The sequence below is a fragment of the Mucilaginibacter flavidus genome, from assembly GCF_024055575.1.
GTDB lineage: Bacteria > Bacteroidota > Bacteroidia > Sphingobacteriales > Sphingobacteriaceae > Mucilaginibacter > Mucilaginibacter flavidus.
Genome location: NZ_JAMXOE010000028.1, coordinates 1 through 23,592 on the forward strand (window position 1 = coordinate 1; position 23,592 = coordinate 23,592).

Here is a 23,592-nt window from a genome sequence, read left to right on the forward strand (position 1 = left end):
GACATCACCACCCCGCTGAAAAACTGTTAATGTTTATTGAACCGCCGTATGCCGAACGGCACGTACGGTGGTGTGAGAGGACAGTAAGGGAAATAATCCCTTACTTCCTACTCGATTGCTGAAAAATTCAGTGTATCAGCTGATTAGTATGCAATTAATAATTTTCCAAATCATTTTTAACTATATCATCTGCTATTCCACGGCCTGCTGCCGGTATATTTACTATCGGCCTGGTTGGATTTAACGTTTCCTTTATCCTCGCCTGCAAATCGATATAGTGCGCTGTGGTTATTGCATCTCCGCCTTTTGGCAGTTTGGCTTGTATAACTTTCAGTTCGGCACGTACCATCGGGCGAATATCCGACAGCGTCATGTTAATGGGAGTTAAGCCAAAATTTGCCATGGCACTCGCCGGAAAGCCGGGGATACCCCTGAAATCGTCGTTCAACAGGCTTTTTAGATCTTCGATGTATGCCCTTTGCAGGTTACGTTTAAATGCGTCAGGGCGGCCGGCAGTAAAAATGCCATCGCGCAGATCATTAAATAAATCAGCTACCGAATAAGCCTTGCTCCCATTCCTGGTTTCGTTATCATACATACGCGATATCCTTGATTGCGACAGCACGTTTGCCAATGTATTGGTTTGCACGCTTTTAATCCGGTTTAGCATTACACCGTTGTCAAATTTTGATAATTCCTGGCTTTCAATCAACCACATTGGCGTTGTAAATACTTCTTTGTTAAAAAACGCTACGGCATCATGCTGTAAGCCTTTGGCAACAAAGTCGTAAACAGGTCCTTTCTGGTCGTACGTTTTAAAGTTCTCGTTCATCCCACCTATGTTTGTTGCCACATGGCCCATATAACGGCTAAACTGGTTTAACACCTCACCGTATAAACTTTGCAGATCATCATAGTCTTCGCCGGGCTGATAGGTCCACTTTTCAATGTTCGGCAAAATGCGTTTCAGGTTGGCAATGCCGTATGTGCTTGCTTTCATGGCGTTATCGCCTAAGTCTTCATTTTGCAGGCGAGGGTCGATACTTGTTCCCTGGCGGCCGTAATAATAAAGCGGGTTGCCTGCTTTTTCTTTTGTCCATACGTCGAGCATTTCTTTTTCCTGTTTAATGCTCTTTTTGCCGGGGAACCATGTATAGCCCCATTTTATTGCCCAAAGGTCATATTCGCCTATTTGTGGGTACAAATGCGTTACCCCATCGCCTGGCTGGGCAATGTAGTTAAACCGCGCATAATCCATAATTGAAGGGGCTGTGCCATGCTTGTCTGTAAATGCTTTCGAACGAAGCGAATCAACGGGGTAGGCGTAGCTTGAGCCAAAATTGTGTGGCAGGCCCAGCGTGTGGCCAATTTCGTGCGATGAAACAAAACGTATCAGCTCACCCATCTGCTCGTCGGTGAATTTAGCCTTACGCGCTTCAGGATTTACCGCGGCAGTTTGTACAAAATACCAATCGCGCAGCAATTGCATTACGTTGTGGTACCAGCCCACATGGCTTTCCAGTATTTCGCCGGTGCGCGGGTCAGATATATGCGGACCGTAAGCATTCTCAACATTAGATGCGAAATATCTGATTGCACTGTAACGGGCATCTTCTGTACTAAACTCGGGGTCTTCTTTTGCTGTCGGCGCTGCTTTACCGACAATGGCATTTTTAAAACCGGCTGCCTCAAATGCTTTTTGCCAGTCGTTTATTCCCTGTATCAGATACGGAACCCATTTTTTTGGTGTTGCAGGGTCAATGTAGTACACAATTTGCTTCTTGGGCTCAACCAGTTCCCCGCGGGCATAGGCCGCTTCGTCCTTTGGCTCCAGTTTCCAGCGATGTATGTACGCCGTTACTTCCGATTTTTGGGCATCTGTTCCGTAATCCGTTTGGCTTTGTCCAAAATAACCAACCCGTGGGTCCCGCAAACGTGCCTTTGTCGGTGTTTTTGGCAATAATAACATCGATGTATTTAATTCAAATGTTATCGCTGCGTTGGTATTATCGGTTGGAGATTCGGCGGAACGATATGTTTTTAAAGTACGCGCCTCGATATTTATCGGGAAACTTTTTATAGAATCGATGTATGAGCGCGTATTGTCAATAGCCGATATCTTATATGCCTTTTTCAATTCGTCAGAGATACCTATCGCCGCTATATCGCCGTTATAAAAGTCTGTTACGTCAATTACAACACCGGTTGTGTCTTTATTATAGGCTTTTATGTCAAACGAGGCAAGTACCACATCGAGGTTGGAATTTTTTACGGACTGGTACATGTCACTTGTGCTGTCGGCCCGGATAGAATAGCTTGGCACACGTATATAAACCTGTTTATCATGGCGTTCCCATTTCCAAACCTGGTCGTTCGCTTCTTCTCCGCCATATTGCTGATTGGATACCTTAATATTAGCGGGAGTTTTTGCAAAGCGGGTAACAACCAGCATTTCGCGGTTCGATAATGAATCGGGGATTTCATAATAATATTTACCGTCAACTTTATAAGTGTTAAAAAGCCCGTTATCAACTTTGGTTTTTGACGGGATAAGGTCGCCGAATTTTTTGATGCCCTCTTTTTTACCAGGGCCAATTGTAGCAGTAGCAGTCGAGCCGGCGGCTGTGGAAGTTGTTTTAACGGTTACAGTTTGTGCGGCAGCTTCCTTCTTGGTTTTGCACGAACCTGCTATTACGGCAATGGTAATAGCAGTTAAGCATAACCACGCGTTTTTACGTAATGGTTTAATCATATAGTTAATTATTAAATTTAGTCAGTTAAAGTGTAAACTTATGCAAAATACAAACCATTTGGGAATAGCAACATTTTTGTTACAAATATGGGTTTAAAATCGCCCCATACGGGGGATGCTTAAATGTCAAAAGCTGATTTGATGAAAGATTATATACGGCGCTTTAAGGTTAAAACAACCTCGTCCTTCTTTTTGTCGTGGTAAACCTCCAAAAGCAAGCTGCGGTCATTTTGCGATTTAAAAAGGTTGTCAATTTGTTCAAGGGTCATGTTTTTAACTGGCTTTAAGTTTATCGCCAGTATTTCGTCGTCCTTTTCAAGCCCTATTTCATCAGCGGGCGAGCCTGGTTCAACCCTGCTGATAACAATGCGGTTTAAGTCTTCGCCCGCACCATAGTACTCCAGGCCGCTCATATCGTGTTCAAAAGGGCGGGTAAAATCAGGCCCCTGCTTTAAATATACAGCGCTGTCGGGGTAGTCAATTATAACGCTAAACCGCTTAAGTATACCTATACCCAGGTTGCCATCGCGTTTTACAGCCAAGCCTTTATATTGGTCGCCCTGCGGAAATGAGGTAATGACATTGGGTATTTTAAACTTCCCTATGTCGAGCTCTTTTACGCGGCCTAAAAAGCCGCTAACCGGCCCGGTAAGCCCCAAGCCCAGGTTAGCTGCGATAAATTTTGATGGAAGGCCATGTTTTACGATAGCGTTTTCCAGCGATAGTGCATGGCCGGCGCCCAGGTCGAGCACTAGTTTTGCATCCACCTTGCTGCCATCGGTATAGGTAACCTTTGTATGTATATAAGGCTTCCGGTCTTGAACAGTCATTGGTATTTTTGTCCCCTTTTTATACAGCCGGATATCTTTTGCTTTAGAAACAGAAAGGGTGCTGTCAGAAAATTCAATCTTAACAGCCAGGTTATTAAAAAACTCGTAGCCCAGCAACCCGTGTATAGGTATACCCGCATAGTTGGAGAGGCCAAAATGGTCGGTCTTTAATATAGCCGCCGCAACATCATAACTTTTCAGGCCGCGAATTTGTATGTCTAAGGCAGATGTAACATAGGCTTCGTAAGCCTCGCCGTCGCCAATGCCATTTATTTTTAAGGTACGTTTGTTAACTATGTTTATCGAGTCGACCAATTTGGGGTCGGTTATCAGCATCAGACCGACGCCGGTGTCTAAAATAAAATTAAAAGGGCCCTTATTATTAATGTTAACCTGGATGACGATCATGTCCCTTATCATTTTAAAAGGAACGGTAACATGTTTTCTGTTATCTTTCAAGTCGAAATATTGGGCATTTGCAATTGAATGCCAACAGCAAAGCGACAACAGCAGCACAGTAAAATACAACGCTGCCCTAATTTGGATGGCGCGTTTTATGGTATGGAATAGCCTAATCAACAAACGTTTATATTTGGTTATCAAACGTACAAATTAATCATATAAAATTAACATCAATGCAGCGGAATGTATTTAAAATAATAACGCTTGGTTTCTGCCTTTTAATGTGTTTTGGCTATAGCTGTGCTGATAAAATACGTAAACGACCAATAAAAAGGCAGTTTGCGCATACCCCGGGAACAAGCGGCCATTTTACCGGCTTTGCATTGTACGACCTGGACAATAAGAAGATGGTGTATGAGCTTAACAGCGATAAATATTTTAACCCGGCATCAAACACCAAGCTGTTTACCTTTTATACCTGTTTGAAGATGTTGGGCGACTCGGTTCCCGCACTTAAATATATTACCAAAGGCGACTCGCTGATTTTTTGGGGTACCGGCGATCCTTCATTTTTGCATAGCGATTTAAAGGGGATAAACGGGTTTAATTTATTAAAGAACAGCGGAAAAAAACTATTCTTTTCGCCCGGTAATTATACCGGTCAGTTTTTTGGCCCGGGCTGGGCCTGGGATGATTATAACGACTATTACCAAGCCGAAATAAACGAGCTGCCGGTTGAAGATAATGTGGCCCTTATTTATGCCGATAAAAACGATTCGTTGCAAATAAAACCGGCTTACCTGAAGAAATATTTAAAATGCGATACACTTTATCGCCCCGCAACATACAGGGTAAAACGCGACCTTTTAAGCAACACGTTTGTTTACCCTTTTATGGCCTTGCCTAAAAACTTTAAGCAGGAGGTGCCCTGGAAGGTAAGTGCTGAACTGACGGCCGAACTATTACAGGACACGCTTAAGCAAACCGTTACCATAGTACACATCTCCTTGCCTGCCAATACCAAAACTGTTTATAATGCCAATGCCGATTCGGTTTACCGGCGCATGCTGCAACCGAGCGACAATTTTATTGCCGAGCAATTGCTGCTGCTTTGTTCGTCGGCTAAATTCCAGGTACTTAATACCGATTCAGTAATAAATTATTCGAAATCGGCCCTTTTAAGTGATTTGCCCGATGCGCCGCAATGGGTTGACGGATCGGGGTTGTCGCGTTATAACCTGTTTACGCCACGCAGCATTGTAGCCCTGTTATGTATGATATTGGAAGAGAAAAAAAACGACGACCTGGTGCATAGCCTCTTCCCGGCAGGCGGTTCAACAGGGAGCATCCGTAAGATTTACAAAACCGAAAACGGGCGACCTTTTGTTTGGGCCAAAACCGGCTCATTTTCCAATAATTATAACCAATGCGGTTATCTGATTACTAAAAAAGGGAAGAGGTTGGCATTCGCGTTCATGAACAACAATTTTACCCGTCCCGTTGCCGAAATTAGGGACGAAATAGTAAGGATAATTACATTTATACACGATGAATATTAGCCTATCGTTCATAGTTGATAGTTCATGGCCGCGGCAGTTTCCTTTTTTCGGCTATGAACTATCCCGCACGTGCGGGATCAACTTGTGCTTTCTTTCTTCTCCGGCTTCAACGTTCCTTTAAGCTGGGGGTTTTGAGCCGGCAGGGTGGCTACTTCTTTTAGCACCTCGGTTTGTTGCACGCTTACGGCGTAGTCTGCAGGTTCAATATGGCTGCCTATGGCTTCGGCATAAACCTGGGTAAACTCGGCGCCTATGTACAAAATTGCCGCAGTGTAATATATCCAGACAAGGATAATCAAAATGGATCCTGCAGCCCCGTAAGCAGAACTTTTAGCGTAATACTGTATATATAAAGTGATGAGCGATTGCCCTACCATAAACAGGATTGCTGTAAAAAATGCCCCCGAACGCACATCCCTCCACTTAATTTTTACGTCCGGCAAAAATTTGAATATTATACCAAACAGCACCGAAATAATTATCAGCGTAATACCAAGATTAACCAGGTTTAAAAGCACTGTGGTTAATGCCGGTAAAAAATGAGTAATCCATTGGCTTACCGCGTTCATTACAACACTTATCACCAACGACACCAGCATTAAGAACCCGAGACTGATAATCAGTGAAAAAGAAATAAACCGGTTTTGAATAAGCTTAAGCCACCCCTTTTTTGGTTTAGCCTTAACCCGCCATATGATGTTAAGCGAATCCTGTATCTCGATAAAAATACTGCTGGCGCCAACGAGTAAGGTTATTATTCCGATAGTTACTGCCGTATTTGATTTACCGGACAGCTGCAGTTTTGCTAATACATCCTGTATTTGCATCGCTGCGTCCTTGCCAACGTAATGAGCAATTTGCGGGTACAATTTGTTTGATGCGGCATCCTGCCCCCAAACTACACCCGCTATCGAAATAATCAGGATTAGAAGCGGGGCTATTGAAAAAATGGTATAGTAGGCTAATGACGCGCTTAATTTAAGGCCGTTATCACTGATGAACCCCATAAAGGTAGCCGCCAGTATTTTCCAGAGCTCTTTTACATACGCTAAGCTAAAAACTTTCATGCCTGCTTTAAATGCCATTGTGAATTAAATTCTGTTCCTGTTTATTAACTATTATATACTGAATATTTAATAGCCAAAAATGTTTGCCCCGAAATTTTAAATCGTCATTATTAAATTGTTGAGAAGGGGATATCAAGCAGCGGATATTTTGCCCATCCGTTAAAATCGTAATGCCACCATTCTGTAGCAATCACCTTAAAACCGTGGGCCTGCATAACGCCTTTTAGCAACTCACGGTTGGCTATTTGTAGCGGGGTTAAATCGGGGTAATTGGCTGCAGCTTTGCGGCTAAAGCTGTCAAAGCCAGTAGGCATGTCCAGTTCTTTCCCGGTTTTTAAGTCGATCAAGCTGAGGTCGATAGCGCAGCCCCTATTGTGTTTTGAACCTTTACGCGGGTCGGCAACAAAATTGGTATCGGCTGCTATCTCGTAAAATTTTTCGGTTATAGAGTAGGGGCGGTAACCATCGTATATTTTAAGACCGAGGCCTTTTGCTTTCAACTCGTCCTGCACATCCTTTAACGCCAATACTACCGGCAGCCGGGCAAAAGCCCGTGCCTGCGGGTACATGCGGTGGTTGGTAAAGTTATTGGTAGTTGCATATCGTATATCAAGCGCAATGCCCGGGATGTATTTTTTTATTTCAACCAGCCTGGTTTCCGGATTCCGTTTAATATCGGCTGCGTATTTTGCAGGGCCCATTACTTTCGCGCTGTCGATATATTTATAATGCTGACCGAATGTACTACTCATGATTAATGTAAAAATTGCGGGCAGAATAATATGTTTCATATTTAGCGGTGTGAAACAATCAGCAAGTCGAGGTCTTTGCAGGGAATTGAAAAACGCTCGCCGATATGTTTGTTGGTAAGCTGGCCTTTGTATATATAAACCGCATCGCGCATACCCGATTTTGCCCATATTAAATCTTTTAAACTGCCATGCTCACCTATATCAAGCAGTATCGGTGCGAAAATATTGGTAAGGGCATAAGTAGCAGTGCGTGCAACCCGCGACGCGATGTTTGGCACGCAATAATGTATAACATCGTGCTTGCGAAAAACCGGGTGGGTGTGGTTGGTTACCTCTGATGTTTCAAAACAACCTCCCTGGTCAATACTTACATCAATAATCACCGAGTTTGGTTTCATGCGGCTAACTGTAGCCTCTGATACAATGCATGGACTGCGGCCGTCTTCGGCGCGCATGGCGCCTATGGCAACATCACAAGTTGTAACAGCTTTTTGTAAAACAATTGGTTGTACAACTGATGTGAATACCCGTGTACCAATATTGTTTTGCAAACGGCGCAATTTATAAATAGAAGGGTCGAAGACCTTCACCTCAGCGCCAAGCGCAATAGCCGTGCGAGCAGCATATTCTCCAACCGTTCCGGCACCTAATATTACAATTTCTGTTGGCGGTACACCGGTGATGCCGCCGAGCATTAAGCCCTTGCCATCAAAAACATTGCTCAGGTATTCGCCCGCAATTAATATAGATGTGGCACCAACAATTTCGCTCATCGCCCGCACCACGCTTAACGAGCCGCCCTCGTCGCGCAGGTGCTCAAAGCAAAGTGCCGTAATTTTTTTGTTGATTAACGCATTTACAATTTCGGCCTTAAGGGTCGACATTTGCAAGGCTGATATAAGCGTTTGGCCGGGCTTCATCAATTCGATTTCGGCCAGTGTTGGCGGGGCAATTTTTATAATGAGGTCGGCTTCGTATACTTTTTTAGTATCGTAAACAATATGGGCGCCCTGCTCGCTGTAGTCCTTATCCGAAAAATTGGCGGCCTGTCCGGCATTGCTTTCCAGCATTACCTCGTGACCATTATTTATCAGCAAAGCCACAGATAATGGAGTAAGCGGGATCCTGTTTTCCTGGAAAGAAACCTCTTTTGGTATACCTATATAAAGTTTGTTTTTTTTGTTTTTAACCTCCAGCATCGATTCCTGGGGTTGCATCAACGCTTGTTTGGCAAGGTCCGAAAATCCACTATATTTCCCTAAGCTCATTGTGTATTATTTTCTGGCTGATGAAGTTAAACAAAAATCGCTTTAAGTGTAAATTAAATTTGCTCAATAGTTACCTGCCGCGAATTGTCGGCCTGTACATTTATGGTAACCCGGTTATAATGCACCGGCAATAGATCGGGTATTTTTTCGGGCCACTCAATAAAACAGTACGCATCCGAGTAAAAATACTCCTCATAGCCCATATCCAGCGCCTCAGTTTGATTTTTAAGGCGATAGAAATCAAAATGGTAAATTTTATTTTTCGTGCCGATGTATTCGTTCACAATTGAGAATGTGGGACTGGTAACCGCTTCGGTAGTTCCTAAACATTCACATAGCGATTTAATCAGCGTGGTTTTACCCGCCCCCATATCGCCATAAAAAAGAAAAATACGGGAGTTGGTTGCAAATGAAATTATTTCGGATGCAATGGCGGGGAGTTGAGCTGGAGTAGTTGCGGTCAGATGCATAAAATATTATTTACTTTTTATCTGAACCACAATACGTGATTCAGATAAAAAGCAATGGCAAATAGATGCCAAATTTAATAAATTTTACTTAGGCCCGTATACCGCAATAGGTATCAGCATCTCCTCTAACGAAATACCCCCATGCTGGAATGTCTCGTTATAAAAGTTAACAAAGTGATTGTAATTGTTTGGGTAAACAAAGTAACTGTCTTCCTTGGCAAATACAAAACTGCTGCTTACATGTAGTTTGGGTAGCATTGCGTCGTGCGGGTTGCGCACATGGAATACTTCTTTTGGGTTAAAATTCAAATTTTTACCCTGTTTGTAACGCAGGTTAGTATTGGTATTCCTGTCGCCGACAATTTTACTGGGGTTACGTACCCTTATGGTGCCATGGTCGGTTGTGATAACTACCCGTACTTGTTTCGACGCCAAAAACTTCAGCAAATCAAATAGCGGCGAATGCTCAAACCACGACAGTGTTAATGAGCGGTAGGCGGCATCGTCGCTGGCCAGCTCGCGTATCATTTGCATATCGGTACGGGCGTGGCTCAGCATATCAACAAAGTTGTAAACCACCACATTCAGCTCGTTTTGCATCAGGTTACTCACAGATTCGTTAAGTGCGCGGCCCTCGTCAATATTTAATATTTTATGATAGGAGTGTTTTACGTCCCTTCGCAGAACGCGTTTTATCTGGTCAGTTATAAAATCGCCTTCATACAGGTTTTTTCCACCTTCATCCTCGTCGTTCTGCCACATTTCTGGATAGCGTTTTTCCATATCCAAAGGCATCAAACCCGAGAAGATAGAGTTACGTGCGTATTGGGTAGCTGTAGGTAAAATGCTGTAATAGGCATCTTCCTCTTCCAGTCTGAAGTATTCGGTTAAAATTGGGTTGATGATTTTAAACTGGTCGTACCGTAAATTATCAATCAGGATAAAAAACACCGGGCCTTTTCCATCCAGCAAAGGGAAAACCTTCTTTTTAAATAATTGCGATGAATTGGTTGGGGCATTTTCCGGCTCTTTAAGCCAGCGCACATAATTACGTTCAACAAACTTACAGAACTGTACGTTCGCCTCAGCTTTTTGCAGGGTCAGTATTTCATGCATACCGGCGTCCTCCAGTTTCTCGAGGCTAAGCTCCCAGAAAATTAATTTCTTATATACATCAATCCATTCCTGGTAGCTTAAGTTTTCGTTAAGCGTCATCCCAAGGTTGCGGAAATCCTGCTGATAGGCCATGGTGGTTTTTTCGGTAACCAGGCGCTTGTTTTCAGTAAGTTTTTTTATGGTTAGCAGTATTTGTTTCGGGTTTACCGGCTTAATAAGGTAATCGTCTATTTTTGAGCCTATGGCATCCTCCATCAAATACTCTTCCTCGTTTTTGGTAATCAAAACAATAGGTACATCGTTATTGATGTTTTTTATCTGCGACAGCGTTTCCAGCCCCGTTAACCCCGGCATATTTTCATCCAAAAAAACCAAATCGAAATGGTTATTTTTGAAAGCCTCAACAGCATCGTTGCCATTGGTTACCGTTGTAAGTTTGTAACCTTTTTCGGTTAAAAACAATACATGGGGTTTTAAAAGGTCAATTTCGTCATCGGCCCATAATATGGTGGTATCCTGCATGGTATGTATATTTTGACCGGGATTAAAAGATTTTACTGATTTAATGGGATTAAGTCAGCTGATCATTGCCCAATCGGTGTAATATTTCAATCGGTGAAATCCCCTTGTAATCGGTGAAATCAGAGAAGTAATAACCGCAAAGCACGGCTTTTGTTATTAATTATTAAAGGTATTAACATAAATTAACAAATAGACGACACTGCTATTACCTTTATTTAACATTTTTGCACAGCTTATATCCAAATTGAATAAAAAGAAAATAATCAACGACCCGGTTTACGGTTTTATCAGCATCCCAACGGAACTGATATTCGATCTTATTGAACACCCCTATTTTCAGCGGCTGCGCTATATTAAGCAGGTGGGGATGACGCATTTGGTTTATCCCGGCGCACTGCATACCCGCTTTCATCATGCCCTGGGCGCAATGCATTTAATGAGTATGGCTATTGAAACGTTGCGCAATAAGGGCCATGCAATCAGCGATGACGAAGAGGAAGCGGTTACTATAGCCATAGTATTGCATGATATAGGCCACGGCCCATTTTCGCACGCGCTGGAAGAAAGCATAGTTGAACAAATTTCGCACGAGGATATTTCAACTATGATAATGCAGAGGCTTAACCGGCAGTTCAACGGTCAGCTAAGCATGGCTATTGAAATATTTGAGGATAAATACCCGCGACGCTTTTTGCATCAGCTGGTATCGAGCCAGCTGGATATGGACAGGATGGATTACCTTAACCGGGACAGTTTTTTTACCGGCGTATCCGAAGGTGTCATCAGTTCCGACCGTATCATTAAGATGCTCAACGTTGTTGACGATGCGATTGTGGTGGAAGAAAAGGGCATTTATTCAATCGAAAAGTTCCTCATCGCCCGCCGGCTGATGTACTGGCAGGTTTACCTGCATAAAACGGTAATTGCCGCTGAGCAGTTGCTGGTAAAAATATTAAAACGCAGCCGAGAACTGGCCCTGCGGGGTGAAGAGGTTTTTACAACGCCCGCATTGAGCATGTTTTTAAAGAAACCGATAAGCCGCGAGGCATTTATGCGCGAAGATCATTACCTGGAAACTTTTGCCAGTCTTGACGATACTGATATTATGGCAGCTGTAAAAATATGGGCTACGCACAAAGATTTTGTATTGTCGAAATTGTGTACCGACCTTGTTCAGCGCGATTTATATAAGGTTGATATCACCAACGAACCGCCTGACGCGGCATTTGTACGCAGCTTGATACAAAAAGCTATTAAAAAATACAATATCAGCGAGCACGAAGCATCATACTTTGTTTTTACGGATTCCATCCGCAATAAAGCGTACCGCTCCGACGATGGAAATATCTGCATCCTGATGAAGGACGGCTCGATAAAAGATATTACCCAAGCCAGCGATAATTCCAACCTCGAAGCGCTGGCAAAAACGGTGAAGAAGTATATTGTTTGCTATAAAAAAGAATTGGTGAACGGTTGATTAGGTTAGACTAAGTTGATTAGTTGTAGCTGAAAACCCATCACAATGAGGGTTTTCAGCCAAATTGAACACCCGCATAATCAACCAAATCAACTACTTGCTTGCTTGAATATTAACACATAAATTTGCCGGATGCAATTTACCGCACAGCAACTAGCTTTAATGCTTAATGGAACAGTTGAAGGTGATCCCTCGGTGCAGGTAAATCAACTGGGAAAAATAGAAGAGGCCCAGGCAGGCTCACTCTCATTTTTGGCTAATCCCAAATACGAGCAATACCTTTATACCACCGGAGCCTCAATTGTTATTGTAAATAACGACCAGGCGCTTGCCGAGCCAGTTAATACTACACTTATCCGTGTGGAGAACGCTTACATGGCTATATCCATGCTGCTTGATGTGTATAACAAGCTGAAGCTCGATAAATCAGGCATTGAACAACCCAGCTTTATCCACCCATCGGCAAAGCTCGGCGAGAATGTTTATGTAGGGGCATTTGCCTATATAGGGCCAAACGTAACTATAGGTAACAATTGCAAAATATACCCGCAAACTTATATTGCAGATGATGTGGTACTGGCAGATAATGTTACCTTGTTTGCAGGTGTAAAAGTTTATTTTGATTGCAAAATAGGGAACAATGTCATCATCCATTCAGGTACCATTATCGGCGCCGATGGTTTTGGCTTTGCGCCGGTTGGCGACGGCACCTACAGCAAAATACCGCAGATAGGGAATGTAGTTATCGAAGATGATGTTGAAATAGGCTCAAACACCACTATCGACAGGGCAACAATGGGCTCCACCATTATCCGCAAAGGGGTAAAGCTCGATAACCTGATACAGGTGGCCCACAATGTGGAAATCATGAGCAACACGGTAGTGGCAGCACAAACCGGTATTTCAGGCAGTACCAAGGTTGGCGAAAATTGCATTATCGGCGGGCAGGTTGGCATTGTTGGTCATATCAGCATTGCAAAAGGCACGCAAGTACAGGCGCAATCGGGCATAAGCCGCACGCTGGCCGAAGAAAATAAAAAATGGATGGGCTCACCGGCGCAGCCATACTCCAATCACATGCGATCGCAAATTGTAATAAATCGCCTGCCTGAGTTGGAAAAGAAAGTTAACGAGCTTGAAAAAATAATTGCAGAACTTAGGAAAAGTCACTAGGTCATTGAATCATTGTTCATTGGCTGTTTAATAGTAATATGCCAGGGCTAATGACCGAATGACTTAATGACCGAATGACAACTATAAGATGAACGTAAAACAAAAAACTATTAAAGCACCGGTTTCGGTTTCGGGTACCGGTTTACATACCGGGCAAAGTGTTACGCTTACTTTTAACCCGGCGCCAGAAAATCACGGCTATAAGTTCAGACGGGTTGATTTGGAAGGGTCGCCGATAATTGATGCCGATTGTGACAACGTTACCGATACTTCGCGCGGTACTACCATTACGCAAAATGGCGCGAGTGTAAGCACTATAGAACACGTGCTGGCCGCGTTGGTTGGACTTGAAGTGGATAACGTACTGATAGATATGGATGCCCAGGAAACCCCAATAATGGACGGCAGCTCGATTCAGTTTGTTGATGCTATCAAAGATATGGGGCTTGTTGAGCAGGAAGCCGACCGCGAATATTACCACATTCCCTATAACATACATTACTCAGAACCCGACCGTAAGGTTGAAATGGTAGCTATGCCTTTGGATGATGACTACCGCTTTACCTGCATGGTCGACTATAACTCGCAGGTATTAGGCAGCCAGCACGCCAGTATTTCAACTATTGCCGAATTTAACAAAGAAATAGCATCGTGCCGCACCTTCTGCTTTTTGCACGAGCTGGAAATGCTGTTACAACATAACCTTATAAAAGGTGGCGATCTTAATAACGCCATAGTAGTGGTTGACAAGGAAGTTGATGAAGAAGAACTGGCACACCTGGCAAGGGTATTTAACCGTAAAGATATTAAGGTTGCCCCGCAGGGTATATTGAATAATATAGAGCTTCGTCACCAAAACGAGCCCGCAAGACACAAACTGCTAGATATGATTGGCGATTTGGCGCTGGTTGGGGTTCCGTTGCGCGGGCATATTATGGCCGCAAGGCCGGGACATGCCGCTAACGTGGCATTTGCTAAAAAGATTAAGTCGTTAATTAAAAAGGAACGTAGCCGCAAGCATATAAAAATTTACGACCCGAATGCTAAACCGGTGTATGATACCGTTGATATCATGAAAATATTGCCGCACCGGCAGCCGATGTTGATGATAGACAAGATACTTGATTTAACAAAGAGCCACGTGGTAGGGTTGAAGAATGTAACCATGAACGAGGATATATTCCGCGGGCATTTTCCTGGTACGCCGCTGTTCCCCGGGGTGTTACAGATTGAGGCGATGGCACAAACCGGTGGTATATTGGTACTGAATACAGTGCCCGACCCGGAAAATTATATTACCTTGTTCCTTAAAATAGAAAATGCACGCTTTAAATCGCCGGTAGTACCTGGTGATACGATTATATTCCACTGCAATTTAATAGCACCGATAAGGCGCGGAATTGCACAAATGAAGGGGATAGGCATGGTTGGTGAACGTGTGGTTGTTGAGGCCGAATTAATGGCGCAAATAGTTAAAAAAACAAAAACTGAAGAAGCATGATTCAGCCTTTAGCATACATACATCCACAGGCTAAAATAGCCGATAATGTGGTAATTGAGCCATTTGTTACCATACACAAGGATGTTGAAATTGGCGAAGGCACGTGGGTGGGCTCAAACAGCACCATTATGGATGGCGCCAGGATAGGAAAAAACTGCCGTATTTTTCCGGGAGCCGTTATATCAGCCCCGCCGCAGGATTTAAAATATAAAGGTGAACAAAGTACCGTTTCGGTAGGCGATAATACGGTTATCCGCGAATGCGTAACCCTTAACCGTGGAACGGCGCTCGACAAAAACACTACTACTATCGGCAGCAACTGCCTGTTAATGGCCTACGTACACGTAGCGCACGACTGCGTAATTGGCGATAATGTTATTATTGCAAACTCGGTACAGCTGGCAGGTCATATTAACGTATACGACTATGCCTTCATCGGCGGTACATCTGCCGTACACCAGTTTGTTGAGATTGGCGCACACAGCATGATATCCGGCGGTTCACTGGTTCGTAAGGACGTTCCGCCTTTCACCAAGGCAGGTCGCGAACCATTGTCGTACATCGGCATCAACTCGGTAGGCCTGCGCCGCCGTGGTTTTTCGGCAGCTACAATTAACGAGATCCAGGAAATTTACCGGATCATTTTCCTTAAAAAGTATAACATGACCAAAGCCCTTGATATCATCGAGGCCGAATTTAACCCAACTATTGAGCGCGACGAGATCATTAACTTTGTGCAAAACTCACAACGGGGCATCATGAAGGGGTTTGGGAATTCTTAAGAAGTTCATAGTTGACGGTTCATAGTTCATGGTGGCTTCGCTCATCTTTAACTTACCGTCAATAAGCTATCAGCCAAATCGCTTCCGGCTATGAACCATGAACTATGAACTATGAACTCAATCTCCATCTCCCTCCAAAACATTGGCCGCCGCTTTAACCGCGACTGGATTTTCCGGGGGGTTGACTATACGTTTACCGGCACTAATTCGTATGCTATTCTGGGGCCCAACGGCTCGGGTAAGTCGACTTTGCTGCAGGTTTTAAATGGCAGTTTAGCGCCGTCTGTCGGGCAACTTAACTACACATTTAACGATGCTGAAGTTGAGGCAGGTGAGATTTACCAACACTTAAGCCTCGCTGCGCCATATCTTGAACTGATCGAGGAATTTACCCTTACCGAGGTAATTGATTTCCACTTTAAATTTAAAGGCTATAAAGCAGGAATTGACAAAAATGGGGTGATTGAGTTGCTGGGTATGCAAAGCAGCAAAAACAAAATGATACGCTACTTTTCTTCCGGCATGAAGCAGCGGCTTAAACTGGCGCTCGCATTTTGTTCGAATACCCCCATGCTGATGCTTGATGAGCCAACTTCGAACCTCGATACCCAGGGTGTTGACTGGTATTTAAGCCTGGTGCAAAAATTCGCTGCCGACCGTTTAACTATCGTCTGCTCAAACCAAGTGCACGAATATGGTTTTTGTAAAGAGCAATTGAATATATCGGATTACAAGAAAGAGGGTAAAGGCTAAAGGTAAAAGACGTCAAACCAAACAAAAAAGACTTGCAAAACTTTTAAATTTTGCAAGTCTTTTTTATATCCGGTAAAACCTATTACCTCAAAAAGCTATAGATATGTTTCTCTCAATCTTATCAGCCGTATCCAGTGCATAAATTTCATTACCGGGTAAACGGGGTCGAACTCAAACCACCTGGCGGCAAAGTTGGCATTGTTGGGGCGCTTGTGGTGGTTGTTCTGGAACAATTCGCCAAGCATAAAGAAATCAAGTGGCGTTGAATTTTTTGATTTGTCGCCGTTGTCAAAATTAGCGTAACCATATTTGTGGCCGCACCAGTTAACAATAGCGCCATGAATAGGCCCCATCATAAAATGGATTGGCAATAGTAAAAACATCCACCAATGAGTAGCGAAAAAAATATAAAATGTCACATATAACAAGCCGAATACAATGCGGGATAAAATAGTTGAACCCCAGTAATCCAGCAATTTCCACTCAGGATAGTTACCTTTAAATTGTGCTTCCGGTTCTTTTAAACGTTTTTCGTAAAGCTTATAACTCTGTGCGGTGCGCCACATCATCTGGAAAACGTCGCGGAAAAAATATGGCGAATGCGGATCTTTTTCAGTGTCGCTGAATGCATGATGTTCGCGGTGCATAATCGCATAAGCACGTGGGTTTAAAAACGACGATCCCTGGCAAATGAAGGTTAACAGGTGAAAAATACGTTCGTTAATTTTATGAGTGCTAAACATTTTATGAGATGCATAACGGTGCAGGAAAAATGTTTGAAAAAATAATGAGAGGAACCAATGGGCCAGGAAAAATATTAGAATAACCACAAGTATATAATATAATTGGTAATAAATTGTTTTTGTAACCAGCTGCAAAGATACGATTAATATAATTTGACATACATTATATTAGCGTGACCTTCGTCATTAATTACGTAGTAATTGCCCGGATGGATTTCGACCAGGCGCGGAGGTCGCTGATCTGCAGTTTTTTGAAAGCGTAAAGTTGAGTAAACAGAATCGTTTTTCTACAGGTCTTATGCCTGCCCCTGGTGGTATTTATAATGCAATTGTTTCAGGGTCTCCTCAGATGCCTCATCGGTTGAAATGCCATAGCCTGATACAAATATCCCCTTTACACCTGCGGGAGATGCCAGCGCATAAACTGTAGCTTCATCGCCGGGATCCGACGCACCTTCGTAGCGGTATAGATCAACTATTTCAAATTCATCGGCAGGGTATTGCTGTTCGCCCGCTACAAAATGATTTTCCTTTAAATTTAAATCGAGCGTGAAGCCTTGTTTTTTAAGCTCGTCGATAGCTTCGGTAACGGTGGCGTAATGGAATTTTTGTTTCATGGCGGTAAGTTTTGATGCGTTGTAAAATTAAGCATAAATTTTTACCGCTGCTTATTATTGTCAGCCAAGTGTTTCGCATATCAGCTTGTCTAAACTTCTCACGTCAACAAAATCATCCCCATTCAGGGAACCTGCGTTTACATGCGAATCGGTACAAATAAGCTTTTTAATGACACCGCAGTTTTTTAATTTTTGCAACCCGTCGTTTACAAATAAGCCGTGTGTTGTTATTACAAAAATATCGGCGGCTCCGGCGGCTTTATAAGTTTTAGCTGCATTGATTATGCTGCCGCCCGAGCGTATCATATCATCGTATATTATTACTGTTTTGCCGGCTACATCTGCATTTATCGCGCTAACTTCAGTCTGATCGCCTTTTAACCGCCGTTTTAGTATAAACGCTGCATTTACCCCCAGTTCATTGGCTAATGATTCAACCCATTTCGCCCTGCCCGCATCGGTACTGGCCATCACAAAATTATCGCCACCATACTGTAGCGCGGCTTGTATAACAATGCTTTTGCAATAAATATGAACGGGATAAAGTCCGTTTTCAAAGTAGTAAGGAATACCTTCGGAATGAATATCGAAAAGGTAAACGCGGTTGCCCCTGTTGCTGCGTGGTATGGCCGATAGCAGCATTGCCCTGGCCTTCGCGGTAACAATTTCGCCCGGTAAAACGGCCCTTTCCATTGTGGAGTAGCCGAAATATGGAATAACGAGTGACAGTGAACCTGCGCCGTAGCTAACCAATGATGATGCTAGGTCAAACAGCTCGAGCGTCGACTCATCGTTCACGGTTCCGCCGATAATCACCACATCCCGGTTGTTAACATTGGTAAGGATACGCTGGTAGCGTTCGCCATCGGTAAAATTATCCGTTTCAAGCAGACCTTGTTCAAACTGCCCGCAGGCCATAACTTTTTCGGCCAGGTATTTATATTGTTTTATGTTGAAGAGTATTTTTTTCATACAGAATGTTACCTGTTTAAATTGGCCTTCACCTCTTCAAACGTTAATTGTTTCACTATTTCGCCATTTTCAAAAACCGTATGCAGTTCATCCGCTAAATTTTCATTGCCGGCTTCCGTAACAGTAGTAAAATCACCGTTAATTTTAACCAGCTTTAAACGGCCGCTTTTGCTCTTTTTGAAACTGGAGGTAATATCGCCATTTACGTTCATTTCGGTTGGGCTTTTTGATACATTTACCTCTATGCCGTTTATTACGGCGCTGCTGCATTTTAACGCGAAACGCTGCGTATCCCTGTCGACTTTTTGTAATAGCGCCCCGCCCATCCCCAGTACCAGATTTTCGGCGCTGATGCTGGCTTGTTTAAGTGCGGCGTAAATTATTTTTATGGATTCATAATTTACACCATCGCCTTGTATCACCCTTAATTGGGGCGGCAAAACTTTGTATCCTTTTGAGTTTACTATATAACCGAATTTATTAAAAAGTATTTCGAATATTGCCAGGAGCGTCATTACCGGGTCACCGCTATCCGGGCGGATAACAAGTGTGCCGTCCCTTTTTAGTATCTCTTCTTTAAGGTCTTCACCCCAATACTCTTCACACGCCCTGAAAATATTGTAACTGTCGCTCACGCAGGCTATAATGCCGGTTGGGAAAGTCTTTAATACATGTTTAAATACTTCCAACTCACCCTCCTTACCCAATAAGGTGCAAATGCTATGCTCGGTGGCGGGTATACTCAGCCCGTATACTTTTTGAGCATCATAATAATTGATTGCCATTGCTGATCCTGCCAAATTATCGCTGCCGTTAAAATTTAACAAGTGTGCTGCACCGCCAATTTTGGCGCTTTCAACACTGCTAACCCCACGAAAACCGAAATCGTTAAGCACAAAATCGATCCCGGCCTCGGCCCCGTCAGTGGCAGTTTCTGCATAATAGCCGGTAACTAATTTTTTTACCTGGTTGCTTAATGTTGCTACGGTGCAGGGGTACCAAACCTGCATCAGCAGGGTTTCTAAAAAATTAGTCAACCAATAGCATTCCGGATCGGTGTTTTCAATAGTCATTAACACGTTGCCAAAGGGCACCCGGGTGCCTTCAGCTACTGCCTTAATTTTAACCGGCAGCCTGCCCTTGTACTTATCCAGGATGTATTGGAATTTACTTTTATCAAAAACATCGTTGCGACCAAAAACCTGTAATAAGAAACCTTCAGCCTCATCGAGGTCGGCCTGGGTAAAAGCTTCGCCGGCCAGGTATTCTTTCAAGAAATATTGCAGGCCAAAAAATACGGTTTCGTCAAACATACCGCCCCGGCTCTCCAAATAGCTGTATATTTCTGTGGTGCCCGGGTAATATAGTTTATGATGAGCATATTTATAAGCATCGGCCAGCAGGACCAAATTTTCGCGTTTCATAGTTTTACTTTAAGTATTTTTCAATTAATAAATTAAATAGCCCGGCATGCTCATCGCTAACTAGCCCTTTATTTATCATTTCAGTGAGGTCATGCAATGTAAACCAGGCAAGTTCGGCAATATCATCCTGTGCAACAGGTTCGCCGTTTATATAGTCACAGCTAAACAACAAGGTAATAATTTTGTCTGCCTCATTTCGATAGCGCCAGTCGTTAATTTTAGCCGATGTTTCATAAACCATTCCGGTAGTTTCCAACTCACCACATTCTTCCATAAGCTCGCGTTTGGCAGCACTTTCATAATCTGCATCTTCGGGATCGGCAAAACCGCCAACGAGGCGCCATTTATTATTGATAGCTTTTTTACCTAATAATATTTCTGTTTTTTCATTCCTGAAAAGCGCGATATCAACGGTGGGGTATACTTTGGTATACTGGTTATATAATGCATATAAAATCCCGGCCCTAAAGTCGGTTGAGTCGAACACTTTATCGGCATATTGCTTGCGTAATTCGGTTGCGTTATAATCACCATGATTCGGTAACTCTATCGTTTCAAACTTACCTTGATAATAAGGGATAAAGCTATCCCGGCTGCCATATAAGCTAAATTGCTCGTTGGGAAAAACGCCCTTTAATAAGTTGTCTAAATTCTCCGACCATATTTTGTCGCTTGGATGGTCGCTCACCGGCAAAACAATAATTTCAGGATAACTTGCCTTTATCATTTTTTCGCGGGTATAATAATCGTATGGGTTTTTCCGGCTGCCGGTAATGGGGCTAACGCCCAACAATATAATTACTCTTGAGTGGGTCTCTTTTACCTGGCTTATTAAACTTTTATGCCCCTCGTGCAGGTAAGGTGTCTGGAAGCGGGCGATAACAACTGCGGTTTTCAAAATAATTTGTGTTAATTATACGCAAATATAAATATGTGTCTTTAATACGCAAATTATTTTTTACTTTTTTTAAATTAAATTTCAAAATTGATGCCCTGCTTTTTGAGCTGGAAATATTTGGCTTCGTTAAAACAGAATAAATTGCCTGGTCGGCCGGCGCCGTCGAGCTGCTGTTTTTCGTTAGTTTCCTCCAGGAAACCGAACTTCAATACTTTCTTTTTAAAGTTGCGGCGATCTATTTCCCTGTCCAGCACAGCTGTATAGAGTTTTTCGAGTTCTGAGAATGGAAATTTTTCATCAAGCAATTCAAAGCCTACTGGTTCGTAAAGAATTTTGTTTTTTAACCGCTCGTGCGCAAGTGCTATAATTTCATGGTGGTCAAAAGCCAGGGTCGGGATTTTTTTTATATTAAACCAGGCTACATCGACAGCATCGGTGTCTGCCTGTAAATGAAACGCCCCGGGCTTTACAAGGCCGTAATAGGTTACGGAAACAACACGGTTGCGTGGGTCGCGACCGGGCTTTCCAAAGCTATAAAGCTGTTCAAGATAATTTATGTTGACGCCCGTCTCTTCTGTTAACTCTCTTTGAACTGCATCTTCGAGCGATTCGTCGTTACCCACTAACCCACCGGGCAGTGCCCAGCTATTTTTATAGGGATCGATATTTCGTTTAATAAGCAAAACCGACAGTCCTTCCTTCGAAGTGTATCCAAATACAACAGCGTCGACGGCTACTTTGATATTTTGAGAAACAGGCATATGCACAAAGGTATTAAATACGGGGAAATTTGTTTTGTCATTAACCTGCAGATAAATATGGACTCCCAAGAATGATAAAGCGGTTTTTGGTGCATGGCATAGGATTCCTGTTTTGCTGTCGCGATGGTGTCGTTGTAAAAAAATGCTATATTCCCTTCGGCAAAAAACAAATGAAAATATACCGGGTTTAAAATTAAGCACAACCAGTTTATTATGAACATTAAGCGCGGAGTAGTGATAGCGGCCATAGCAGTTATGGTAACAGCCGGCTGCACCTTCAATAAGCCTGACCCCACGAAAGCGGATAATGTAGTTACCGATGCCAAACAGCAGGTTAAACTGCCGCCGCCGTACCAAACAAAATCCACCCGGAATTTTTGCGAGGTTATTGGCTGGCCGAAGGGCAAAACGCCAGTTGCGCCCGCAGGGTTTAAGGTAAATTTATTTGCAGATGGACTGGATAACCCGAGGAATATTTTGGTCGCAGCCAATGGCGACATTTTTGTGTCTGAAGCCAATACCGAAATATCGGGTATTAAACGCGTAGGAGCCAACATTATCGGTGCAAGCGCATCGCAAAACTTTAACAAAAGCGCTAATCGTATTACTTTGCTGCGCGATACCAATGGCGATGGAACCGCAGATATTAAAAGCGTCTTTTTAAGCGGTCTAAACCAACCATACGGCATGCTGATTTTATACAATTGGTTTTACGTAGCCAACACCGATGCGTTATGGCGATATCCTTATAAAGCTGGTCAAACCCAAATAACCGGTGTCGGCCAAAAGCTGATGGATTTGCCTGCGGGAGGGTATAATAATCACTGGACGCGCAATTTAAGGGCAAGTAAAGATGGTAGTAAAATATACATCTCAGTAGGCTCGGGCACCAACGATGCTGAACATGGCACGGAGGTAGAGGCCCGCCGTGCAGACATTTTGGAAGTTGACCCGGAAGGCAAGCGCGAACGTATTTATGCCAGTGGTCTGCGCAACCCTGCGGGGATAGATTTTGAACCGCAAACCCAAGTTTTATTTACAACGGTAAACGAGCGCGATGATTTAGGCGATAACCTGGTACCCGATTATCTGACCAGCGTAAAACAAGGCTGCTTTTATGGCTGGCCATATGCTTATTTCGGCCAGCATGAGGACCCAAACCATGCGGGCGAAAATCCGAAGATGGTAAAAAAATCTATCGTGCCTGATTTAGCGCTGGGCTCTCACACGGCATCGTTGGGTCTGGCATTTTACACCGGCAACAAATTCCCGGCAAAATACCGGGGTGGTGCGTTTATTGGCCAGCATGGCTCGTGGAACAGTTCGAAAATAGTGGGTTATAAAGTGGTTTTCGCACCGTTTGTTGATGGTAAGCCGACCGGCGCCATCGAAGATTTCTTAACAGGCTTCATTGCCGACCAGGCCAGGGGGAAAGTTTATGGCCGCCCGGTGGGAATAGCAGTGTTGCCAGATGGATCAATATTAGTGGCTGATGATACCAGCAATAAAATTTGGCGGGTAGCGATGAAGTAGGGGCGAATTGCATTCGCCCTCGCCAGCCGATAATAAATACAATTATTATTGATCCGCAAATTCGCTAGTCTGAATTTGACATAAGTCTGCCCGTAAAGCGTTCCATTTTTACACGCGGAACACCCGGAACGCTGTGAAACACACTGTCTCGGGTCTTATACAGGTATAGGTTTACAGTTTTACCCCTCCAAAACTGTAAACCAAAAAGCGGACAAGACCA

Annotated in this window: 20 protein-coding genes; 7 read left to right on the plus strand and 13 right to left on the minus strand. The window is 43.4% G+C overall.

The window, feature by feature from the left end; genetic code table 11:
- Nucleotides 1–154: 154 nt before the first annotated feature.
- Both NAF19_RS26290 and NAF19_RS26295 read right to left on the minus strand, forming a co-directional pair.
- A complete protein-coding gene (locus NAF19_RS26290) occupies nt 155–2,752 on the minus strand; it encodes a zinc-dependent metalloprotease (RefSeq protein ID WP_252793350.1) in 2,598 nt (865 codons plus the stop codon).
- 149 nt (nt 2,753–2,901) lie between these two features.
- Nucleotides 2,902–4,164, minus strand: a complete 1,263-nt coding sequence (locus tag NAF19_RS26295) for an aspartyl protease family protein (protein WP_252793351.1) — start codon at nt 4,162–4,164, stop codon at nt 2,902–2,904.
- Nucleotides 4,165–4,217: 53 nt separating this feature from the next.
- Here NAF19_RS26295 and NAF19_RS26300 point away from each other — a divergent pair, with 53 nt between their 5' ends.
- Entirely contained in the window at nt 4,218–5,543 is a 1,326-nt protein-coding gene (locus NAF19_RS26300; protein ID WP_252793352.1) for a D-alanyl-D-alanine carboxypeptidase/D-alanyl-D-alanine-endopeptidase, read from the plus strand.
- A 77-nt stretch (nt 5,544–5,620) separates the two neighbouring features.
- Here NAF19_RS26300 and NAF19_RS26305 read toward each other — a convergent pair whose 3' ends face one another.
- The 5 genes from NAF19_RS26305 to porX all read right to left on the minus strand — a co-directional run bounded on the left by NAF19_RS26305 (nt 5,621) and on the right by porX (nt 10,738).
- Nucleotides 5,621–6,628 carry a YihY/virulence factor BrkB family protein gene (locus tag NAF19_RS26305; protein WP_252793353.1) on the minus strand — a complete coding sequence of 336 codons (1,008 nt, stop codon included), beginning with the start codon at nt 6,626–6,628 and terminating at the stop codon, nt 5,621–5,623.
- Nucleotides 6,629–6,720: 92 nt separating this feature from the next.
- A complete protein-coding gene (locus NAF19_RS26310; protein ID WP_252793354.1) occupies nt 6,721–7,362 on the minus strand; it encodes a M15 family metallopeptidase in 642 nt (213 codons plus the stop codon).
- Between the two features lie 41 nt (nt 7,363–7,403).
- The gene (locus tag NAF19_RS26315; RefSeq protein WP_252793355.1) at nt 7,404–8,630 is read right to left on the minus strand and encodes an alanine dehydrogenase; all 1,227 of its coding nucleotides are present in this window, start codon (nt 8,628–8,630) and stop codon (nt 7,404–7,406) included.
- A 53-nt stretch (nt 8,631–8,683) separates the two neighbouring features.
- Nucleotides 8,684–9,100, minus strand: coding sequence for a tRNA (adenosine(37)-N6)-threonylcarbamoyltransferase complex ATPase subunit type 1 TsaE (gene tsaE / locus NAF19_RS26320; protein ID WP_252793356.1), 417 nt, complete (start codon nt 9,098–9,100; stop codon nt 8,684–8,686).
- An 84-nt stretch (nt 9,101–9,184) separates the two neighbouring features.
- On the minus strand, nt 9,185–10,738 hold the full coding sequence (gene porX / locus NAF19_RS26325; RefSeq protein WP_252793357.1) for a T9SS response regulator signal transducer PorX: 1,554 nt from the start codon (nt 10,736–10,738) through the stop codon (nt 9,185–9,187).
- A gap of 244 nt (nt 10,739–10,982) precedes the next feature.
- On the opposite strand from porX, the gene NAF19_RS26330 reads away from it, so the two are divergent.
- The 5 genes from NAF19_RS26330 to NAF19_RS26350 all read left to right on the plus strand — a co-directional run bounded on the left by NAF19_RS26330 (nt 10,983) and on the right by NAF19_RS26350 (nt 16,424).
- Complete coding sequence (locus NAF19_RS26330; RefSeq protein WP_252793358.1) at nt 10,983–12,215, plus strand: HD domain-containing protein; 1,233 nt, start codon at nt 10,983–10,985, stop codon at nt 12,213–12,215.
- A 132-nt stretch (nt 12,216–12,347) separates the two neighbouring features.
- On the plus strand, nt 12,348–13,388 hold the full coding sequence (gene lpxD, locus NAF19_RS26335; RefSeq protein ID WP_252793359.1) for a UDP-3-O-(3-hydroxymyristoyl)glucosamine N-acyltransferase: 1,041 nt from the start codon (nt 12,348–12,350) through the stop codon (nt 13,386–13,388).
- Nucleotides 13,389–13,476: 88 nt separating this feature from the next.
- Nucleotides 13,477–14,889 (plus strand): bifunctional UDP-3-O-[3-hydroxymyristoyl] N-acetylglucosamine deacetylase/3-hydroxyacyl-ACP dehydratase, encoded by a 1,413-nt coding sequence (locus NAF19_RS26340; RefSeq protein WP_252793360.1) that lies wholly within the window; start codon nt 13,477–13,479, stop codon nt 14,887–14,889.
- The gene (gene lpxA, locus NAF19_RS26345) at nt 14,886–15,671 is read left to right on the plus strand and encodes an acyl-ACP--UDP-N-acetylglucosamine O-acyltransferase (protein WP_252793361.1); all 786 of its coding nucleotides are present in this window, start codon (nt 14,886–14,888) and stop codon (nt 15,669–15,671) included. The genes NAF19_RS26340 and lpxA overlap by 4 nt, the downstream gene beginning before the upstream one ends.
- Nucleotides 15,672–15,791: 120 nt before the next feature.
- Nucleotides 15,792–16,424 carry an ABC transporter ATP-binding protein gene (locus NAF19_RS26350; RefSeq protein ID WP_252793419.1) on the plus strand — a complete coding sequence of 211 codons (633 nt, stop codon included), beginning with the start codon at nt 15,792–15,794 and terminating at the stop codon, nt 16,422–16,424.
- A gap of 95 nt (nt 16,425–16,519) precedes the next feature.
- Here NAF19_RS26350 and NAF19_RS26355 read toward each other — a convergent pair whose 3' ends face one another.
- The 6 genes from NAF19_RS26355 to NAF19_RS26380 form a co-directional block, all read right to left on the minus strand.
- Nucleotides 16,520–17,254: an acyl-CoA desaturase gene (locus NAF19_RS26355; protein ID WP_252793362.1), complete on the minus strand. Its 735-nt coding sequence runs from the start codon at nt 17,252–17,254 to the stop codon at nt 16,520–16,522.
- A 209-nt stretch (nt 17,255–17,463) separates the two neighbouring features.
- On the minus strand, nt 17,464–17,784 hold the full coding sequence (locus tag NAF19_RS26360) for a phosphoribosylpyrophosphate synthetase (protein WP_252793363.1): 321 nt from the start codon (nt 17,782–17,784) through the stop codon (nt 17,464–17,466).
- Nucleotides 17,785–17,844: 60 nt separating this feature from the next.
- Entirely contained in the window at nt 17,845–18,756 is a 912-nt protein-coding gene (locus tag NAF19_RS26365) for a ribose-phosphate diphosphokinase (RefSeq protein ID WP_252793364.1), read from the minus strand.
- Between the two features lie 8 nt (nt 18,757–18,764).
- Nucleotides 18,765–20,180, minus strand: coding sequence for a nicotinate phosphoribosyltransferase (locus NAF19_RS26370; protein WP_252793365.1), 1,416 nt, complete (start codon nt 20,178–20,180; stop codon nt 18,765–18,767).
- A 4-nt stretch (nt 20,181–20,184) separates the two neighbouring features.
- Nucleotides 20,185–21,078: an NUDIX domain-containing protein gene (locus tag NAF19_RS26375; protein WP_252793366.1), complete on the minus strand. Its 894-nt coding sequence runs from the start codon at nt 21,076–21,078 to the stop codon at nt 20,185–20,187.
- Nucleotides 21,079–21,152: 74 nt separating this feature from the next.
- Nucleotides 21,153–21,839 (minus strand): NUDIX hydrolase, encoded by a 687-nt coding sequence (locus NAF19_RS26380; protein WP_252793367.1) that lies wholly within the window; start codon nt 21,837–21,839, stop codon nt 21,153–21,155.
- Nucleotides 21,840–22,052: 213 nt separating this feature from the next.
- Between NAF19_RS26380 and NAF19_RS26385 the strand changes: the two genes are divergently transcribed.
- Nucleotides 22,053–23,372, plus strand: coding sequence for a PQQ-dependent sugar dehydrogenase (locus NAF19_RS26385; RefSeq protein ID WP_252793368.1), 1,320 nt, complete (start codon nt 22,053–22,055; stop codon nt 23,370–23,372).
- Nucleotides 23,373–23,592 lie beyond the last annotated feature (220 nt).

Excerpts from the sequence above, each read along its gene's own strand:
- NAF19_RS26290 (WP_252793350.1), bottom strand. The coding sequence starts at position 2,752 with ATGATTAAACCATTACGTAAAAACGCGTGGTTATGCTTAACTGCTATT.
- NAF19_RS26300 (WP_252793352.1), top strand. The coding sequence starts at position 4,218 with ATGCAGCGGAATGTATTTAAAATAATAACGCTTGGTTTCTGCCTTTTA.
- NAF19_RS26305 (WP_252793353.1), bottom strand. The coding sequence starts at position 6,628 with ATGGCATTTAAAGCAGGCATGAAAGTTTTTAGCTTAGCGTATGTAAAA.
- NAF19_RS26310 (WP_252793354.1), bottom strand. The coding sequence starts at position 7,362 with ATGAGTAGTACATTCGGTCAGCATTATAAATATATCGACAGCGCGAAA.
- NAF19_RS26315 (WP_252793355.1), bottom strand. The coding sequence starts at position 8,630 with ATGAGCTTAGGGAAATATAGTGGATTTTCGGACCTTGCCAAACAAGCG.
- tsaE (WP_252793356.1), bottom strand. The coding sequence starts at position 9,100 with ATGCATCTGACCGCAACTACTCCAGCTCAACTCCCCGCCATTGCATCC.
- porX (WP_252793357.1), bottom strand. The coding sequence starts at position 10,738 with ATGCAGGATACCACCATATTATGGGCCGATGACGAAATTGACCTTTTA.
- lpxD (WP_252793359.1), top strand. The coding sequence starts at position 12,348 with ATGCAATTTACCGCACAGCAACTAGCTTTAATGCTTAATGGAACAGTT.
- NAF19_RS26340 (WP_252793360.1), top strand. The coding sequence starts at position 13,477 with ATGAACGTAAAACAAAAAACTATTAAAGCACCGGTTTCGGTTTCGGGT.
- lpxA (WP_252793361.1), top strand. The coding sequence starts at position 14,886 with ATGATTCAGCCTTTAGCATACATACATCCACAGGCTAAAATAGCCGAT.
- NAF19_RS26360 (WP_252793363.1), bottom strand. The coding sequence starts at position 17,784 with ATGAAACAAAAATTCCATTACGCCACCGTTACCGAAGCTATCGACGAG.
- NAF19_RS26365 (WP_252793364.1), bottom strand. The coding sequence starts at position 18,756 with ATGAAAAAAATACTCTTCAACATAAAACAATATAAATACCTGGCCGAA.
- NAF19_RS26370 (WP_252793365.1), bottom strand. The coding sequence starts at position 20,180 with ATGAAACGCGAAAATTTGGTCCTGCTGGCCGATGCTTATAAATATGCT.
- NAF19_RS26380 (WP_252793367.1), bottom strand. The coding sequence starts at position 21,839 with ATGCCTGTTTCTCAAAATATCAAAGTAGCCGTCGACGCTGTTGTATTT.
- NAF19_RS26385 (WP_252793368.1), top strand. The coding sequence starts at position 22,053 with ATGAACATTAAGCGCGGAGTAGTGATAGCGGCCATAGCAGTTATGGTA.